This window comes from Kribbella sp. VKM Ac-2566, assembly GCF_004366005.1.
Classification (GTDB): Bacteria; Actinomycetota; Actinomycetes; order Propionibacteriales; family Kribbellaceae; genus Kribbella; species Kribbella pratensis.
The window spans coordinates 91,770-108,061 of sequence record NZ_SODT01000011.1; the positions used below are offsets into that span (position 1 = coordinate 91,770).

20 protein-coding genes and 1 pseudogene are annotated in these 16,292 nt (G+C 66.1%); 13 read left to right on the plus strand and 8 right to left on the minus strand.

Going from position 1 to position 16,292, the window contains the following annotated elements:
• Positions 1 to 18: 18 nt before the first annotated feature.
• From EV647_RS23105 to EV647_RS43110, 7 genes and pseudogenes are all read left to right on the plus strand, one after another.
• Positions 19 to 426 carry a hypothetical protein gene (locus EV647_RS23105; RefSeq protein WP_134006237.1) on the plus strand — a complete coding sequence of 136 codons (408 nt, stop codon included), beginning with the start codon at positions 19 to 21 and terminating at the stop codon, positions 424 to 426.
• Positions 426 to 623 carry a hypothetical protein gene (locus EV647_RS23110; protein WP_134006239.1) on the plus strand — a complete coding sequence of 66 codons (198 nt, stop codon included), beginning with the start codon at positions 426 to 428 and terminating at the stop codon, positions 621 to 623. Before EV647_RS23105 ends, EV647_RS23110 begins: the two co-directional genes overlap by 1 nt.
• Positions 624 to 743: 120 nt before the next feature.
• Positions 744 to 1,265 (plus strand): hypothetical protein, encoded by a 522-nt coding sequence (locus tag EV647_RS23115; RefSeq protein ID WP_134006241.1) that lies wholly within the window; start codon positions 744 to 746, stop codon positions 1,263 to 1,265.
• A gap of 2 nt (positions 1,266 to 1,267) precedes the next feature.
• A complete protein-coding gene (locus EV647_RS23120) occupies positions 1,268 to 1,564 on the plus strand; it encodes a hypothetical protein (RefSeq protein ID WP_134006243.1) in 297 nt (98 codons plus the stop codon).
• Positions 1,561 to 1,803: a DUF3970 family protein gene (locus tag EV647_RS23125; RefSeq protein ID WP_134006245.1), complete on the plus strand. Its 243-nt coding sequence runs from the start codon at positions 1,561 to 1,563 to the stop codon at positions 1,801 to 1,803. The genes EV647_RS23120 and EV647_RS23125 overlap by 4 nt, the downstream gene beginning before the upstream one ends.
• A gap of 99 nt (positions 1,804 to 1,902) precedes the next feature.
• Positions 1,903 to 2,226 (plus strand): annotated as a pseudogene (locus tag EV647_RS43740) (bifunctional DNA primase/polymerase); the annotation flags it as partial.
• 55 nt (positions 2,227 to 2,281) lie between these two features.
• Complete coding sequence (locus EV647_RS43110) at positions 2,282 to 2,704, plus strand: hypothetical protein (protein ID WP_238177350.1); 423 nt, start codon at positions 2,282 to 2,284, stop codon at positions 2,702 to 2,704.
• Positions 2,705 to 2,791: 87 nt separating this feature from the next.
• Here the strand turns inward: EV647_RS43110 and EV647_RS23135 are convergent, their stop codons facing one another.
• Both EV647_RS23135 and EV647_RS23140 read right to left on the minus strand, forming a co-directional pair.
• Entirely contained in the window at positions 2,792 to 3,226 is a 435-nt protein-coding gene (locus EV647_RS23135; protein ID WP_134006247.1) for a hypothetical protein, read from the minus strand.
• A 267-nt stretch (positions 3,227 to 3,493) separates the two neighbouring features.
• Positions 3,494 to 4,411: an aminoglycoside phosphotransferase family protein gene (locus EV647_RS23140; RefSeq protein WP_166679805.1), complete on the minus strand. Its 918-nt coding sequence runs from the start codon at positions 4,409 to 4,411 to the stop codon at positions 3,494 to 3,496.
• A 44-nt stretch (positions 4,412 to 4,455) separates the two neighbouring features.
• On the opposite strand from EV647_RS23140, the gene EV647_RS23145 reads away from it, so the two are divergent.
• Positions 4,456 to 4,671, plus strand: coding sequence for a hypothetical protein (locus tag EV647_RS23145; protein ID WP_134006251.1), 216 nt, complete (start codon positions 4,456 to 4,458; stop codon positions 4,669 to 4,671).
• 173 nt (positions 4,672 to 4,844) lie between these two features.
• Positions 4,845 to 5,894 (plus strand): ATP-dependent DNA ligase, encoded by a 1,050-nt coding sequence (locus EV647_RS23150; protein WP_134006253.1) that lies wholly within the window; start codon positions 4,845 to 4,847, stop codon positions 5,892 to 5,894.
• Here EV647_RS23150 and EV647_RS23155 read toward each other — a convergent pair.
• Positions 5,887 to 6,303 (minus strand): hypothetical protein, encoded by a 417-nt coding sequence (locus EV647_RS23155; RefSeq protein ID WP_134006255.1) that lies wholly within the window; start codon positions 6,301 to 6,303, stop codon positions 5,887 to 5,889. The genes EV647_RS23150 and EV647_RS23155 overlap by 8 nt on opposite strands.
• Positions 6,304 to 6,495: 192 nt before the next feature.
• On the opposite strand from EV647_RS23155, the gene EV647_RS23160 reads away from it, so the two are divergent.
• On the plus strand, positions 6,496 to 6,879 hold the full coding sequence (locus EV647_RS23160; RefSeq protein ID WP_134006257.1) for a hypothetical protein: 384 nt from the start codon (positions 6,496 to 6,498) through the stop codon (positions 6,877 to 6,879).
• A 279-nt stretch (positions 6,880 to 7,158) separates the two neighbouring features.
• Here the strand turns inward: EV647_RS23160 and EV647_RS23165 are convergent, their stop codons facing one another.
• Positions 7,159 to 9,303, minus strand: coding sequence for a hypothetical protein (locus EV647_RS23165; protein ID WP_134006259.1), 2,145 nt, complete (start codon positions 9,301 to 9,303; stop codon positions 7,159 to 7,161).
• Between the two features lie 616 nt (positions 9,304 to 9,919).
• On the opposite strand from EV647_RS23165, the gene EV647_RS23170 reads away from it, so the two are divergent.
• Both EV647_RS23170 and EV647_RS23175 read left to right on the plus strand, forming a co-directional pair.
• Entirely contained in the window at positions 9,920 to 10,327 is a 408-nt protein-coding gene (locus EV647_RS23170; protein WP_134006261.1) for a hypothetical protein, read from the plus strand.
• Between the two features lie 244 nt (positions 10,328 to 10,571).
• A complete protein-coding gene (locus EV647_RS23175; RefSeq protein ID WP_134006263.1) occupies positions 10,572 to 10,898 on the plus strand; it encodes a DUF2283 domain-containing protein in 327 nt (108 codons plus the stop codon).
• 119 nt (positions 10,899 to 11,017) lie between these two features.
• Here the strand turns inward: EV647_RS23175 and EV647_RS23180 are convergent, their stop codons facing one another.
• The 4 genes from EV647_RS23180 to EV647_RS23195 form a co-directional block, all read right to left on the minus strand.
• The gene (locus tag EV647_RS23180; protein WP_134006265.1) at positions 11,018 to 11,578 is read right to left on the minus strand and encodes a hypothetical protein; all 561 of its coding nucleotides are present in this window, start codon (positions 11,576 to 11,578) and stop codon (positions 11,018 to 11,020) included.
• Positions 11,579 to 11,589: 11 nt separating this feature from the next.
• Positions 11,590 to 12,828: an ATP-binding protein gene (locus tag EV647_RS23185; protein WP_166680419.1), complete on the minus strand. Its 1,239-nt coding sequence runs from the start codon at positions 12,826 to 12,828 to the stop codon at positions 11,590 to 11,592.
• 359 nt (positions 12,829 to 13,187) lie between these two features.
• Positions 13,188 to 14,669 carry a hypothetical protein gene (locus EV647_RS23190; RefSeq protein WP_134006269.1) on the minus strand — a complete coding sequence of 494 codons (1,482 nt, stop codon included), beginning with the start codon at positions 14,667 to 14,669 and terminating at the stop codon, positions 13,188 to 13,190.
• Positions 14,666 to 15,358 carry a hypothetical protein gene (locus EV647_RS23195; RefSeq protein WP_134006271.1) on the minus strand — a complete coding sequence of 231 codons (693 nt, stop codon included), beginning with the start codon at positions 15,356 to 15,358 and terminating at the stop codon, positions 14,666 to 14,668. Before EV647_RS23195 ends, EV647_RS23190 begins: the two co-directional genes overlap by 4 nt.
• Before the next feature lie 238 nt (positions 15,359 to 15,596).
• Here EV647_RS23195 and EV647_RS23200 point away from each other — a divergent pair, with 238 nt between their 5' ends.
• Entirely contained in the window at positions 15,597 to 16,181 is a 585-nt protein-coding gene (locus tag EV647_RS23200) for a hypothetical protein (RefSeq protein ID WP_134006273.1), read from the plus strand.
• Positions 16,182 to 16,292 lie beyond the last annotated feature (111 nt).

Genomic DNA, 16,292 nt, shown 5'->3' on the forward strand with positions numbered 1-16,292 from the left:
ACAAGGAGATACCGACCGATGACCCAACCGATCCCGAACCAGATCCCGTCAAAGTGGCGCTGCGTGGAATGCGACACCGAGATCGAGCTAGCAGCCACAACCCAACCAGGCCGCCAAGACGAGCGGATCGCGGCCACGACTTGTTCCCACTGCGGAGGCCGCGACTTCGAGCAGTCCGGAGGTCTGACCCTGGTCGCGATCGCGATCGCGACCTTGGCCATGGCCGGAATCACGCCTGAGCAGTGGATCGAGGCCTCTTGGTACGGCTACGTCCCGCCGGCGGGCCAGACCCTGACCTGGACCGGCGACCTGTGCGGCTGCACCGATGACCGGTGCGCGAACGGCTTCCACCACATGGGACTCACCGACTGCGGATGCCTACCCGTGCTCATCGAGGACTACCTGTCGAACGGGAGCCTGATCTGATGAGCGACACAACCGACCCGACCGTGTCGGCCGAGCTGCCGGGGCCCGGCGAACCCCGGCCGGACGACTTCCAGATCGCGGTCCAGGCCGCGACCCGAGCAATCCGCGCGATCAACGCCGGCGAACGTAGCGGTGACGGTGCAGAGTTCATCACGCACCTGCTCGCCACAGTCGCCGCGAACCTTGGCAGCAGCTAGGCCATCATCAAAGCCCGCCCCGGATCGTGGGAAGCCGATCGGGTCGCGGCCCTACTCGCATCGACCGTCGGCGAAGGCGACGAGTACCTCCTCGGTTACCGCAGCGAACCGGTCGAACTCGTGGTCAACAGCGTCTACGAACTGGACGACCTGGGCATGTACGAGACCTACGAGGCCAGCACCAACCACATCGGCTCGGTGTTGTTCGGCGACCGCTGGACCCCCTCACGCGACCGGCTGACTCTTGACCAGCTGGAGCAGATCGAGGACATCGAGCAGGCCCTCGCCGACCTCGAAGACGCCGACCGCTCCGAATACGAACGCCGCTTCACCGTCGCCGTGACCACCGAATTCGAGCGGCGCCGCGCCGCGACCGGCTGGCACATGCCCAACCAGCTCACCGTCAACGTCCGATTCGTGAACCACCACGACAACCTCACCGACGGCTGGGAGCACGGTCCGGCCAGCGAACTCTACGTACACGCCCGCGGCGCCGTTCTGCTGCCCGGCAGCGACACCGCACCCGACTGGTCCAAGCCGACGCCAGCCCACTCCCTGCTGGACGCCGGGCACTGGCCCCACCTGCGCATCCCCAGCCTCGCCCACTACGGCACCCCCAGGGCCACGACGAAGGAGAGCTGACCATGTCACAGCGCATCCCCAACGGAACCCTCCTGACGACGTACGACGACCTGATCGAGTTGGTGTTGTGGGCGATGACCGCAGTGGTGATCGACCACGCCGGCTGGCCCTGGATCGTGTTCCAGACCGAAGACGGAGACGACTGCGCCGTCACGGCGGCCTGTCCTGACGACGACATTCCCGGCCGTACGGACTTCGACAGTCTCTGCGAGCGTGGCCCGCTGCGTGTGGCGTTCAACGGCGACTTCGGTCCGAAGGCGTGGCCCGGCACGAACACCGACCAGGAGGAGACGGCATGACGATCAAGGTCCGGCTGTCCGGAGAACCCGACGAAATCACCCGCCTCGTGGACCACCTACGCGACCACTTCGAGGTCGCAGGCACCGACCGCGCCTACCCCAACCGAGGCTCCTTCGGCGTCCGCGTCTACCTCGAACTGCGCCAACGCACCGACCACACCGACCACACCGACCGGAGTGCACCGCAGCGGGTCCGCAGCGAACGAGTCCACCCCCACCGCAACGAGGTCGAACCGTGACCACCACCCAGCCACAGCGACAAGTCACCGACCCGGCCCACCAGGCGCTCAGCCGGGCCGCCCACTGGCACGCCGACCAAGGTTTTCTCAGTCTTCCCCCTGGCGCCCGGACGCAAGACGCCAGCCGTTACTGACTGGGAAGCCGCCGCCACCACCGACCACCTCGCGATCGCCCGCACCTGGCGCAAAGCGCCGTACAACGTCGGCGTCGCCGCCGGGCCGTCCGGGCTGCTCGTCGTGGACATGGACCAGCCGAAAAACCTGAGTGATCAAGCACCCGAACCGTGGCGAGGGCGCGGTGCATCAAGCGGCGCCGACGTACTCGCCTTCGTGGCCGCCAGCCATGGCGCCATTCCTCAGCCGACCTACACCGTCGCCACGCCCTCGGGCGAACAACACCTGTACTACCGCCAGCCCGCACGCAACGAGCTCGGCAACAGCGCCGGCCGCATTGGATGGAAGATCGACACCCGCGGGCATGGGCTACGTCGTCGGCGCCGGGTCGATCACCACCGACGGCCGTTACCTCGCGACCGGCCCCAGCGCACTACAGCCCTTGCCCAGCTGGATCATCGACGCACTCGCCCCCTGCCCACCAATCGCCCAGGCACCGCAGCAGTCCGCCAGCCTCAGCAACAGCGATGCCTACACACTGGCCGCGCTCACCGGAGAACTCGAGAGAGTCCTCGCCGCTACACCCGGCCACCGCAACGACACCCTCAACCGTGCAGCCTTCGCCCTCGGACAACTGGTCGGCGCCCAACTGCTCGACCAGCGCATCGCACGAGACGAACTAACGTCCGCCGCCGACAGGATCGGCCTGCCGCGCAGCGAGGCTCAGCGCACCATCACCTCCGGACTCACCGCCGGTATCCGCTGCCCACGCCAGCGCACAGCCTGACCACCCAGGCCAGGGCACGCTGCGCCACACCCACTCCGGGGCCACAGAAGCCTTAACGGCTCCTTGTGGCCCCGGGGTGCAGCGCCTCTATCCCGTCTGCTTCACCGGGACCTGCTCCACATCGATCGGTGGAACACCCGACCACCGCCATGCCCAGGCCAGCGTGGCATGTGCGCCAGCCACGAACTCGGCGCCTCGATCCTTCCGATCCTGCGCGACCGCACGCTCGGCTGCGTCCGTCTCCGCCGCGATCAGCTCCTCGTACGCCCGGTCCTCGCGGCGCGTGATCGGCGCCGGCGACGCCAGCGCCACACGTCCGGACCGGCCCTCCACGACTTTGATCACGCCAGCCAGCCAGCGGCAGGTCACCTGTACGCCGAGCAAGTACAAGTCGTCTCCACCCGCCCGCAGCACGGCATCCCCCCGGCGCTCAGCCGTCAGCCACAGCCGAGCAAACTCACGCACCGGCACGTGCAGATTCGTCCGCGGTATCCGCTCGAAATCCCGGCCAGTCAGCTCCATACCACAACACGATCCCACCGCCTGCCGACAGTTTCCACCTATCGCTCGCTCCGAGATGGTGTAGTCCGGTGGCCACAGGAGGCCTGCGGGTTGGCCCTGTGATGCACCGCGCTACCGGGCTGTAGCCACGCGCGTTCCTGAGCTGAGGCGTGTCAGCCTGGGTACCGGGGCCATGAGCAACAGTTCCGAACGGCGAAGGACCCTGACTATGTCGTCTTACAGGCCCCCAAGTGGAGAGCAGCGTCGATTTCGGCACGCGCGACCACTTTATGACCACTGACTGAGAGCGGTGCGAAGGAAAGCGTCGCGCCTTTCGGTGACGGCAGCGGCGCCCAGGAGGCTACCGTCGTCGGCGAATCCCGCCCAACCGTCCATCACTGTCGGCGTGTTCAGCGCGGCCACGGCATCCCAGTAGGGCACGCCGACTGCCTCCCGGCCCGCCTGCCGCTCCCAGCCCTCCAACACATGGGACGGCGCGTCCTGGCCGTACTGAAGGGTCATCTGCATCCGCAGGCTGCCGAGATCGACGCCCGGATTACCAGCCCCGGCTGTATTCCAGTCGATCAGCGCAACGCAACGGTCACCCTCCCAGAGCATGTTGCCGCCCCAGGCGTCACCATGCACGAACACCGACGCGACTGCCGGCATCCCGTGCGACCTGACCCGCTCGTCGGCCTGCTGCAGCAAAGGTGTGGTCGGCATCAGGCCCCGCCAGCGTTCATCGGCGCGGTCGTCGACGGCGCACGGCCGGGGCCGGTATGGCAGATGGGCCTGCGGAACCAGCCTGAAGGCGTGGACCCTGGCAAGGGCCGCTCCCGCTTCGCGGAGCCGGGCGACCGAAACCGTCGGCGAGAGACCGGCGCTGCCGGGCAGGAAGGTCTCCAGGGTGGCGACGGTTCCGCTCGCCTTCCCGTCGAGATCCGCAGCGATCAGCCGCGGCGCGGCCAGGCCATGAGTCTCGGCCAGCTGAAGCGCGCGTGCGTTCGTGATCACCCACGCGGCGGCGATCCATCCCCGGACAGGGACCTTCAAGATCACGTCCCTGGTCCGGGCCGCCGGTCCTTCGATTCCCAGGCGGAACGTGCCCGAAGGGCGGTGCTCGCCGCGGGTCAGGCCCTCGGACGAAACGACGCTCGTCCCGCCAACCGCGTCGGCCGCCCAGCGCAGAACCTGGTCATTCGGCATCTTGCCTGTGTGTGCTCTTGCCATTTCATTACTATTACGCAGCAGTGGCTTTCCCAACACACAGTGAGACGAAAAGCAGCGGCAAGGCGTGGACCGACGATGACGTGCAGCAGTTGCGGGAACTGGCCGCAGGCAACACCCCGGTCGGGGTGATGAGCATCAGGCTCAACCGCACCGAGGACGCCATCCGTTCCAGGGCACACGCCGAGAGGATCGCGCTCTCGCCGCCGAACCGACCGCCGTACGGTGACATGAGCTGAGTCACGAGCGCATGCTGGTGCCGTGGCCGGCATCTGGCGGTGCGGGAAGTGCGACGGGGCCAAGGTCCCGGAGCACCATCGCTTCTGCCCGCTCCGCGCCGCGCCACTGCCCGTGACAAGCCCGCGGATTGTCGTGTGGCCGCGTTGGACCGGCTGGCGCGGCTGGAGTAGCGATGAGTCCCGCGCGTCGTCGAACTGAGACCACGCAGGTGCGGATCCCGGCCGACCTGGCCGGGCCGGTCGAGGTCGCGCTGGCGAGATCGGTCGACCAGATCCCCGGCCCGCGGGCGATGCCGGGCGGATCACGCTATGAGGTGAAGTGGGACGGCTACCGGGTCGCGATCGTCCGCCGCGGGCAGGCCGCGAGGCTGTGGACCCGCAACCGCAACGACATCACCGACCGGTTCCCCGACATCGCCTCCGCCGCAATCCGCCAGATCCCAGACGGCGTAGTGCTCGACGGCGAGCTGGTAATCCTCGGTGCCGATGGTCGGCTGAGTTTCGACGCGCTCCAGCAGCGCCTCGTCACCAGCCCCTCGAAGGCCCGCACCAAGGCGGCCGAGCTGCCCGCCTCCTACGCCGCGTTCGACTTGCTCACGGTGAGCGGCGTCGACCTGCGCACGCAGCGCTGGACCGTCCGCCGGCAACGACTCGAGCAGCTGTCCAAGGGTTGGGTCCCGCCACTGCAGCTGACCCCTGTCACCGATGACGTCGACGAGGCCACCGAGTGGTTCGAGGTGCTGCCCGCCGCGATGGGCGTCGAAGGACTTGTCGTCAAAGGCGCATCCTCGCGCTACACGCCGGGTCGACGCGACGCCTGGGTCAAGGTGAAGCACCGCGAAACCCGCGAGGTCATCGTCGGCGGAGTCCTCGGACCGATCAGCCACCCCGACGTCGTGATCGCCGGCCTGTACACCGGCGAAGGCGAGCTGGTCGTCGTCGGCCGCACCGTGCCGCTCAAACCCGACCAGTCCACCCAGCTCGCCGCCGTACTCCGCCCCGCCACGAGCAGCCATCCATGGCCCGACGAGATCACCTCGTACCGATGGGGAGGCCCTGACTCCAAGAAGCCGCTGACCAAGGTTCAGCCCACCGTCGTGGCGGAAGTCGCCGCCGACGCCGCCACCCAAGCCGGCCAGGCCCGGCACGGGATGCGCTACATCCGCCACCGCCCGGACCTGGGACCGGGCGACCTCCCGACCCTGCCGGGAAGCCTCAGCTGACCACCTTGCCGATCTCAAGCAGGCTGCCGAGCGCACCGTGCAATGACCGGGCGAACCCGGATCCGAGGCCGTGGCCGCGGTTGCCGTCGGCGGTAAAGCCGAGCCAGTTCTGCTCGACCTCCTTGAACCGGTACCAGTTGTCGATGAGCTTCGGGTCGAGGTCGCCGGTAGCCCTGGACTTCAGGAAGCGCAGGTAGTCGATGATCTGGTCGTGGAGCGCCTGGTACTCATCGTTCTCGCTGTTGAACAGCAGGAACGGGTCGATGAACAACGGCAGGTCAGTGACGACTGAGATATCAAACGCGCCGTACTTCTTGAGCGTTTGAGGGTCGACCTCGAACCGGTCCGAGAAGTAGACCCCAGCCGGGTCAGGCTCCCAGCCTGAATCCGGGGCGGGTTCGGAGGTCACTTGCGTCTCCCGTCTGCTGGACTCTCCACGGTACTCGACTTCGGCCGGCGGGTCGGGTTTGAGCCTTCCCTGATCCCTTTGGGCGGGTCCGGAGCGTCGACAACACCCAAATGACGACAAGCACCCAACCTTCGTCGACTACATCAAAGACATCACTGTGAAGCTTAAGGGAACATGTGTTCTAATATTGGCGTGACAAGTAGGGGTATTGGTGACGTACGGCGCGTTCTCGGACAACCGCAGAGCTGGATCGACCAGAACTTCACCCGGCCGAGGCCGGATCTGCCCAAAGCCAACGGTGACCGGCTCCTCGAGTTCCTCTGCCTCCACATCATCCGGTGGGAGAGCGAGGTGGCTACCGAGGCGCGCGAGTACAGCAGGGGACCAGGCGGCGCTGCGTTCCTCCGCTGGGCGATCAACATCCGCCGGCAGTGCGACGCGCTGCGACTCGTCCTCGCCCGGTACGGCGAAGCCCGAGACACGGATGCTCCCGAAGCACCGTTGCTGCGGGAGCAACTCCGCGACCTAGCGACTGCCTTCAATAACGATCCAGACTGGCGCGAGCACTGGGACTGAGCGGGATGGGTGTCCCGTTCGGGGGGCTGTACAAACCTCGCCGCGATCGCCCGCGAGGGCGAGCATGGTGTCGTACGGGGAGTCTCCGGGCGGCCTTCCGCTTTGCTCAACCCCGAAGCCGGCATATGCGGTCACGTGACTGGCGCGGTAGCGGTGGCCTCGGCCCGGAGATCCACCAACAGGATGCAGCATTTTCGGAATGGCCGTGCCGAGTTATCCACAGTGGCCGGCGGCGCCGGCCTCAGTCACTGCCGCAGGATTGGTAGAAGCCGTTGATATCTATACGAACGGATCAGACCGCGGAGGCGGCAGCTCATTGCCCACATTGTCGACTACAGATGCCTCGAGTTCAGGAGCCAGTGAGCGGACGCGGGCAACTGCGGCTTGGGCTTCGAGAAGACGGACTTCCGCCTCTCTGACTTCAGCTTGACCTTCGATCCACTTGGCGTGAGCCTTGGGGATTACAGCACCCCACTCCGCGATCTGCCCCGGACCTTCGCGGAGAGCCTTTGCGACACGCCACAGCACTGCTCCGGCTACAGGAACTATCGCGAACTGGGCGATGCTCGGAGCTTGTTGGACCAGGTCCAACCACACCGAGCCCATCCGCATCTCTCGTACGATGAGAGGTGGAGGAAGCGGCCCGATTGCAAATCGTTCACCGCTGGGTTCAAGAGACATGGTCTGAAGATGTAGTGCTGGCTCACTCGCTGGTTCCGCTGCCGACAGGGCGATCGGGCTCGCGCTGGTTGCGCCCAGCGCCGAGGTCAGCCGGGCGACCGCTAGGTACGGTGCAAGGTCGAGCAGCGTCTGCCCGCGCAGTGACTCGTCGGTCAGAGCAAGGGCCGCTTCCAGCGCCGCGAGCAGTTGGTCGGCCAGCAGGTACGGCGCAAGCCCGGCCAGCGCTTGTGCGCGCGCCGACTCGTCGGTGAAGGCGAGCGCGGCGCCCAGCGCCGCGGCCGACTGGTCGCCGGATAGGTGGGGTGCCAGCCCAGTCAGCGCCTCTATCCGCAACGCGTCGTCGGTCACAGCTAGGGCCGCGGCGAGCGCCACAGTCATCTGGTCGGCCTGTAGATGTGGTGCAAGGCCGGTCAGCGCTCGTATCCGCCATAACTCGTCGGTGATAGCAAGGGCCGCTTCCAGCGCTCTGATCAACTGGTCGTCGGGTAGGTACGGTGCAAGGTCGGTCAGCGCCTCCATCCGCGACCACTCGTTGGTGATCCTGACTGTCAGATCCAGAGCCTGTGCCAGTACTGCAGCTTGCTGGTCTGCAGGAAGCTGCGGTGCGACCGCTGTCAGCGCTCGCGCCCGCGCCAACTCGTCGGCAATGCCGCGGGCCGCGTCCAGCACCAACGCCAACTGGTCGGCGTTTAAGCGCGGGGCCAACCCTGTCAGCGCTCTCGCCCTGGCCGACTCGTTGGAGACGGTGAGTGCGGCGTCCAGCGCTGTGGCGAGCTGATCGTCGGGTAGGTACGGTGCCAGCCCGGCCAGCGCCTGGACCAGCGACACGTCGTCGGTGAAAGCAAGGGCCGCCTCGAGTGCCGTGCCCAGTTGGTCGACGGCTAGGTACGGTGCCAGCCGGGTCAGTACCTGCGCCCGGCTCGACTCGTCGGTGATCGCGCCGGCCGCTTCCAGAGCGTTTGCCACAACTGCATGTTGCTGGTCGGCGGGTAGATGCGGTGCCAGCCCAGTCAGCGCCCACGCCTGCCATGACCCAGTGATCGCGCTGGCGGCGTCCAGGGCGTGTGCAAGCACCGCAGGTTGCTGGTCGATGGGTAGGTGCGGTGCAAGCCCTGTCAGCGCCTGCACCCGCCATGACTCGTCGGTGATAGCAAGCGCCGCTTCCACCGCCGTTGCCAGCTGGTCTGCCAGCAGGTACGGCGCAAGGCCGGTCAGCGCCCGCCCGCGCGCATGTTCGCTGGTGATGGCGAGGGCCGCTTCCAGGGCCGTTGCCAACTGGTCGGCGGTTAGGTGCGGTGCCAACTGAGTCAGCGCCTTGGCCCGCGATACGTTGTCGGCGATCGCGCTGACCGCTTCCACTGCGCGTGCCACGACGGTCGTTCGCAAGTCATCGGGAAGGTGCGGCGCAAGGGCGGTGAGTGCCCGCAGTTGCGAAGAATCGCCTGGGTTTGTAATGACCCCACTGAGCAACCACGCCAAGGGAGTGCGGCGATACCCCCCTTCGGCACGCACCTTCGCAGCCCGCGGACGGCCTGCACGGGAACGTGAAGCCATCTGGGGTCGCGGCCCACGCGCGTATTCGGTCGCCGGGAGCACCACAGTCATGTACGCCGAGTAGACCGTTTGGATGTCATTCAAGAACGTGGCCAGCGCTGATACTTCGCGGAGCCGAGAACCAGGGTCGTGCACCCGCAGAACGGCAGTGACGATCGCCCTCTCTGCCGCGATGTCGATGTCTGTCACGGTTCACTCCTGCGGCAGTAGCTCGGTGGATTAGGTCATGAGTCTACGGACGGTCCCTCCGCAGGCGCCGCAAGCTCCGAGATGGCTCTTGCTCTCGATAACAACGCCCGACCTAATCGACCATCGACACTATGGAGTTGGCGGGGTGCTGGGGTCGACAGCGTCGACGAGGTAGTTGGTTCGGCGGTGAGCCAAGCGCGGCGCAGCATGGCTAAGTTGTTCAGAGCCCCGGGCCGCGAGGCTCGGCGTGTGATCGAACGGCGGGCTTGGTTCCGGTGGGTGGTGGCTAGAACGTCGTCGAGCTCGTCCAGCTCGCGGATCGTCTCGGTTATGTCGACCGTGATGGTCCGCGCACCTTCATTGATCACATCGGCGTCGACGAGCGCCTCAGCGCTGGTGGCCCGCTGTCGCAAGGCCCGGCCGCTGAACATAGGAGGTCAACACCCCCGCCAGGGACTCACTCTCCCGAGGGCAGCCCGGCGGCGGTACTCGAGGCCCGCGGCGACCCGGTCTGCGTCCCAACACAGCAGCAGCAGCCGGCTACATGCTCGCCGAGGGTACTGCTGTCCGGTGCGCCGCTGTGTGGTCCTAGTCTCTCCATCGATAGGCTCCCAAGGTGGCCACCCTCGATTATGCCTTCCTGGCGGACTATGCCAAGGTCCAGCCGAACGGAACTCTTACCTCGGTCGGCGCCAGTTTCACCTTCGTCGAGGCTCAGAGCCTTCCGACGACTCATCGGATGGCCGTCGCGGCCCGCGTCCGAGCGCGGATAGACGAGCAAATCATCCCCTTCCGGGTGGAGATCACTGGTCCTGGGGAATCTTTCCGGTTGGGTGTCGACGGTCAGCTCAGCCCTGGACCAGACAGCCGCCCCTACGGAGAAGGCTTCGTCGGTCACCTCCTGGCGATGGACATTCAGATACCGCTGCCTTCGGCCGGCCTGTACACCGTGAACATCGAGCTCGAGGGCAAGCACGTCCGGCGTCTCGCGTTCGACGTTGTGCGTGCAACACCGCAGTCATGAGGTTGATCATCCGAGGCCACGCGCTTCAGCGGATGCGTGAGCGGCACGTCACGCGCGAGGACGTCGAGAATGCCCTACGCGGGCGGTGGTTGACGCTGCCAGAGCGGCAGAACGGGATCCAATACGAGGGTCCAGGATTGGATGGCCGGACACTTAAGGTGTGGCTATTGCCACCGGGCTATGTGAATGAGGACACTACGATGGTGTTGAAGTCCGTGGCGTGGAAGGACGAGGAGGGTACCTGATGCCAAGCATCACCATCGAGGTGGACACCGTTCTTGATACCGCCTACATCCGGCTCGCTGAGTCGCCGGTCGCGCGCACCGTTGAGCACAACGAGGAGATCAACATCGATCTCGACTCGTTCAACGTCGCAATCGGCATCGAACTCCTAGCCGAAGGCGCACCCGTGCCGTTCACTGATCTGGTCGAGAGGTACCACGTGCACACCGACGTGGTGGAGCTGCTCCGACTCATCCGGCCCGACGTCGCGTCGTACCTCGAACTCACCAAAGGCAACGACGGTACAACGAGGGCCCACGCAGCGGACCACCTGGAGATCGTCGCCTAGATTTTCCAACGGCCCGGGCTCGACAGAACCGAGGCCGCTGGCTGCTGGCTGGCGATCGGCCACTCGGCCGGGGTTTCGGAGTTCGTGCCACACGCGGGGACGCGAGAGTGCAGTTGCGGCTAGTCGGCGGTCGGCGGATGACCGAGGATCTGGCTGACGAGTCCGGCGACTTGGGCCCGTTCGGCCGAGGTCAGGATCTCCCGGGTGTCGCTGTTCCCGTGCAGGTCGTCGAGGTATTCGTGCAGCGCGAGCAGGAGGGTCAGAGACTCGCGCGCGTATTCGGGAAGCGCCGAGTCGTTGTGGTGCGCTTTGGCGATCTCGCGGCAGCCGGCGAGGTCACCGGCGTACCAGCCGGACGAGGGGCTGCGTTGTTCGTAGCCGAGCTCGGACGAGCTGGAGAAGAATTCGTCGGTGCGGGCGGGGTTGTCGCCCAGCGAGGCGATGAACTGGGCGACTTGTGCGCGTTCGGCCCTAGTGAGGAACTGGTCAAGCCGGCGGTTCCCGTGGAGTTCCTCGAGGTAGGTGACGAGGGCTTCGGTGCAGTGGATCGTGCTGGAGATCTCGCGCGGCAGGGTGTCGGAGGCGATCTTGTCGACCATGGCCGGAGTGTCGATCGCGTCGTCGAGTTCCATGTCGAGGCCCGGGACCAGCCGCGGACGTTCGGTGGGTGGGGTCTGCATCAGATGTCCACCTATCGTTCGTGAGTCGGGTTGATCGACTGCCGACTTCGGTCAAGCGCTGCCGGGGTCGGCTGCGCTTGCGCCGCTGACGGCGCCGAGCCTATCTGTTTGGCCGGTGGTGACGCGTGAAGTACGTGGTTGGCTGAGCCGGCGGGTGGCCGGTTGCGGAGCACCCATTCGGCGGTGCCTGGGTCGGTGAACGCGAGTCGACCGGCAGGGATCTCCTTGACCACGTTCTTCCGGATCAGCGCAATGACCGCGGACTCGACGTTGGCAACGCGTCTGCTGGCGGACAAGCGCGCTTCGATCGACGTCCTCGACTGCGTCGCGGGACCGTCGGCCAGAGTCTGCACAACGACCTGCTCCGACCGTGACAGGGAGGTCCAGGTCGCGGCGTGGACTTGCCGGTCAAGTTTGGTGCGGGCGCGGTCGACTCCAACCTGCGCGGCATGCCCAGTGATATGGAGCGTCCCGTGCGGGGCGGCCCGCCACGCTTCGTGCGCGGCGAGCTGGAGCCGGAGGGGGTGGCCTTGAGAGAAGTTGACCACCGTGTCGTGCGCCTGCTGGTCAAACCTGCCCCCGACCGTAGCCGCTGTGTCCCGAAGGACCGCGCTGGCCTCGGCCGGCGTCAGTACCTCGAGACGGGCTACGTCGACGACCTGACCGCGATCTGCCTTCGCCAGGTCAGCGTCGGCGGCCGCAGATCCAGAGGCAATGACACCCACGGGGTGACGTGCGCGCGAGCACTCGCTGAGGCCCTCACACAGCTGCCTCAGCTGAGATGGAGACCAGCGGTCCAAATCGTCGATGACAATGACGGCCGGACGAGCAGCGCGGCGAGCCTGCTCGCCGGCGTCGATGACCAGCTTCGCGATCTGCGGTCCGCGGTCGGCGCGCTCGATGTCCACCGACGCGGACGGTCCACGCAGCCCAACCGACAGGCTCCCTCCCCTCACGGATTTGCGAAGGTTCCCCACGGGATCGCGGAATCGCGCGCCACCCCGCATCCGTGCGCTATCGAGACTGTCCCGCAGCGCTTCGTTCGCCGACAGGCTCTCGCTGACTCTGACCTCCGCTACGCGCCACCCCATCGAGCGAAGATCTGTGGCCAGACCTCCAAGCAGCGTTGACTTACCGATCCCTCGCGACCCCACGAACATCAGTCCGTTCGTCTCAACCTGTGCATGCGCTACGTCAGTCACAAAGCGCCGTGCCAAGGCCGCCTCGGTGCCACGACCACGCGGGGCCACGGTCGCGGCACCAGGGCGAGGCGAGAACGGACTCCCGTACGCCATGCCCATACCCCCGAGCGACTCGACACCAACAGGTCCACAACTCTATTGGCGTTCCGCCGGCGGTGCAGACGGTCCTGTGGATAAGTCGGCTTGCGGCCTGCTGCGCGGCCTTCCGGCTCGGCGTCGGCGACTCTAATTGACACGGTTCGCCTAGGCTTCGCACCACGTGTAGCCCCACGTTGAGCCGAATGGGTAGGATCTATGGATGCCCAACCCCCGTCTGACCTGCGTGTTCGCGGAGCGCCCCCGGCAGGATTCGAACCTGCGACCCACAGATTAGAAGCCCTCCGCTCGATGTTGCCAACTAGCGACGGTCATTCAGGTGCATCCGTCCGCGATCGGTCGACAGCCCGCTCGATCGCCGAGGGCATTGGGTCTACAGCCTGCTCGATTGCCGAGTGCGGTGCGTCATCCACGTTTTCAACTTCGCGTGTTGTCCGCGCAAGCATCGCCTCCACTGAGCTGGCCGATGACGGATCCGGGGCGATGAACAGTGGGACGGCGATTCCTGCCAGCTCCGACAGAAGGAATCTAGCGGAACTATTTCCAGCCGCGGTCCGGGTGCTGAAGGTGCACCGGACTTCCTTCGTCCCGGCAAACGCCGTTGCGGCCGTCAGGGTGGCGTTCGGGATGAGCTGCTGCATCGACGCCAGAGCAGCAGCCTGCGCTACGTCGGCGTCGTCCTCGGCGCCGTAGGAGATCACGTGGTCACCGTTCGACAGCCGAACCTCTCCCAGACGAACTCGGCTCGACTGTGCCCGGATCTGAAGCTGGTCGACTGTAATTGCTGGCTGGTCCGGCTGCGGCGACGGAAGTTGGTCGACTGCGCGCGGGGCGAAGTGGATGGCGCTGTTCTCGATTCGGAGAACAAGGTTGCTCGCCGCGACAGACCACTCTGGGGAGTCAGGCCAGGTTTCCGTCCTGCGCAGGACGCGGGCGGCCTTCGCTATCAGGCGGTGCGCATTGCCAGCGAGAAGCCGCTGAAGGTTCTCGGAGGCTGGAAACGACTGCAGTTCGCAGAGGCGGTCAGTTGTGAGACCAGATCCGAGGCGGGTCCAGAAATCGGGGTCGTCGATATCAGGCAGGTCGAGCACAAAGCGCAATGACTCTGCATCCAGAATGGCTGTGAGCCCGGCTGCACCAGGAAAGCTGCTCGCCGGCCGCCCAGATCCAACCCAGACTGCGTGAAGCAGACGGTTGATTTGTGATGCACGGTAAGAGTCCAGCAAGTCGGCCGCCTCATCGACGGCGGCTGACGTTGTCGTCGGATCGCCGGCGCGGGCTCCGTCGAACCCAGCGTCGACGCTGTCGCCGGAGGCTCGCGCGCTATTGGAGCTCATCAGTCCCCGGCCGCCCTGTAGAACGGCATGGGAGAGCAGCGTGACGACCGGCTTGGTCGCGGCGGTCTCGTCGAGAACCTCTAAGCCGTAAGGGTCAGCGACGAGGGAGTTGGTCTCCTTGGCCCGACGACTCAGGATCGCATTCGACTCATCTCGGTCGGGCAGCCGGGCAAGGCTCAGGAGGATGGGGCGCTCGGCACCGAGTGTGTCGATATCGCGCCTGATGTCGGCTTCGTGGAAGGCGGTTCGTAGGAACACCTGGCGAGTGCCCTTTGTGCCCGGCCAGGACAGCACCAGGTCCGGTACGAACGAGTGGTTGAAGTGGTCTGTAACGTCGACGTGCACTCGATTGTCAGTGGCCTGGAGTTGCTCCTTCACCGCGTCCTTGATCGCGGTGATGTTCCCGCGCGGATCGTCCGCGTCGAGCGATCGCACTACCTCGGCGAAGTCGATCACACGATCCCCCTCCGTACCCGCTCTTGAACGATTAGGGCACGGTCATCGTGAGAGATCAACAGCTGCTCCTGCTTCTCGGACAACACGAACAACCACAGGTTGCCGCACAGACGATCAACGACGTCTTGGTCCAGATCCGTCTGTGCTGCTGCCGAGGCCTCCTCTTCGGCCGCGAGAGCGGCGGCCTTGGCAGTCGCCCCCGCGGCCACCTTCTGCGCCGTGGTGGCGGCAAGCTCAGCATGGTCATCGATGTCGAGGAGACGCATCCGGTTCTTAGGTGTCGTGCAGCCATCGAGCACGGAGCTGCGGTCGGTGAGCTGCGTCCACGTCTTCACTCGAAAGGGGTGCCAGGTGATGAACATGAACTGGTTCGCCAGCTTCGGATGGTCCCGCGCCACCAGATAGCACTTCGCCAGGAAGTCGTCGAAGTCTGCGCCAAGACCATCGCCGCTGTAGTTCTTCACCTCAGCAACGAATGCATGGTTGTCAAAGGGCTCTCCGAACAGGATGCCGCCGACGTCGTATGAGAACTCGTTCTGACCGGCGTACGGCCAGTTGAAGGTCAGACGGCCCGCCGCTACCGCGTCCTCATTCGTCCAGGTCGCACGGGTGCGTGTCGTCGCATCGAGCCACGCCTTCGCCCGGCGCGCACCGTCCGCACCCTTATGGTGCATCGCTTCGCCCGGCATGGGGTCAACTTACCGGTCTAGAGAGCATGGCGCGATCGCCGCCGCAACTGTCCGTGTCGCCCTCTGCTGGCCGCGCGGTCAGGGTTGACCGTTCGAAGACGACCTGCCGGCTCGAGATGCTGCCGCCAAGGTTGCCGACGCCGAAGGCCGCTTGCAACCCGCGTAACCCGTCGATGAGCGAGTGGTCGCGGCCCGGGGAACTGGCGGCCTACCGCAGTGATGCCCCACAGTGCACTGCATGGCAGATGCACAACTGTGGGATGGCTTGCTGGGCGGGCTGATCGGGGCTGCGATCGGCGCTGTCACGGCGACACTGGCCCTGCTCAGCATGCGCAAGGCGAACACCACCGCCGCCGGAGCCCTCGAAGAGTCCAAACGATCGACCGCTGCTGCAGAGTCCGCGAACAAGATCGCCGCTGATGCTCTGGCCGCGGGCCAACGGGAGGCTGCTGCCGCCGAAGCGGCGAATCAGATCGCGACTACCGCGCTCGAAGAGGCGAGCCGATCCCGCGAGCTGCAAGAGGCGCAAGCCCATCAGCAGTCCAAGCCGAACCTGACGGTGGAGTGTGGCGACGTTCCGAGCCAGGGGTGGATCCCGGTGCAAATCAGGTGTGATGTGGCGTTCGCTTCGGCAACCATCGCCTTGGTTGACGACGATGTCCGGAAGCTGTTTGCGGGACTGGGGCCGGGTCCGGACGACCCACATCGGCACGAGTTCAGCCCGCAGATGGATCTCCCGGCCACGCCGGCCGGACACCCTGTCACCAGAGGGCTCTGGGTCTTTCGATCGGAGGCGAAACGGTCCGGTTCGTCTGCTCGGTGACCGGCACGGCCCGCATGCCACCTTGGGAGCGTAAGCCGCCTTGCGCATGGCGTAAAACGAGATCCGAAGGTTGCCACATTCATCGGGGTGGCACCTTTCTCCAGTTGACGT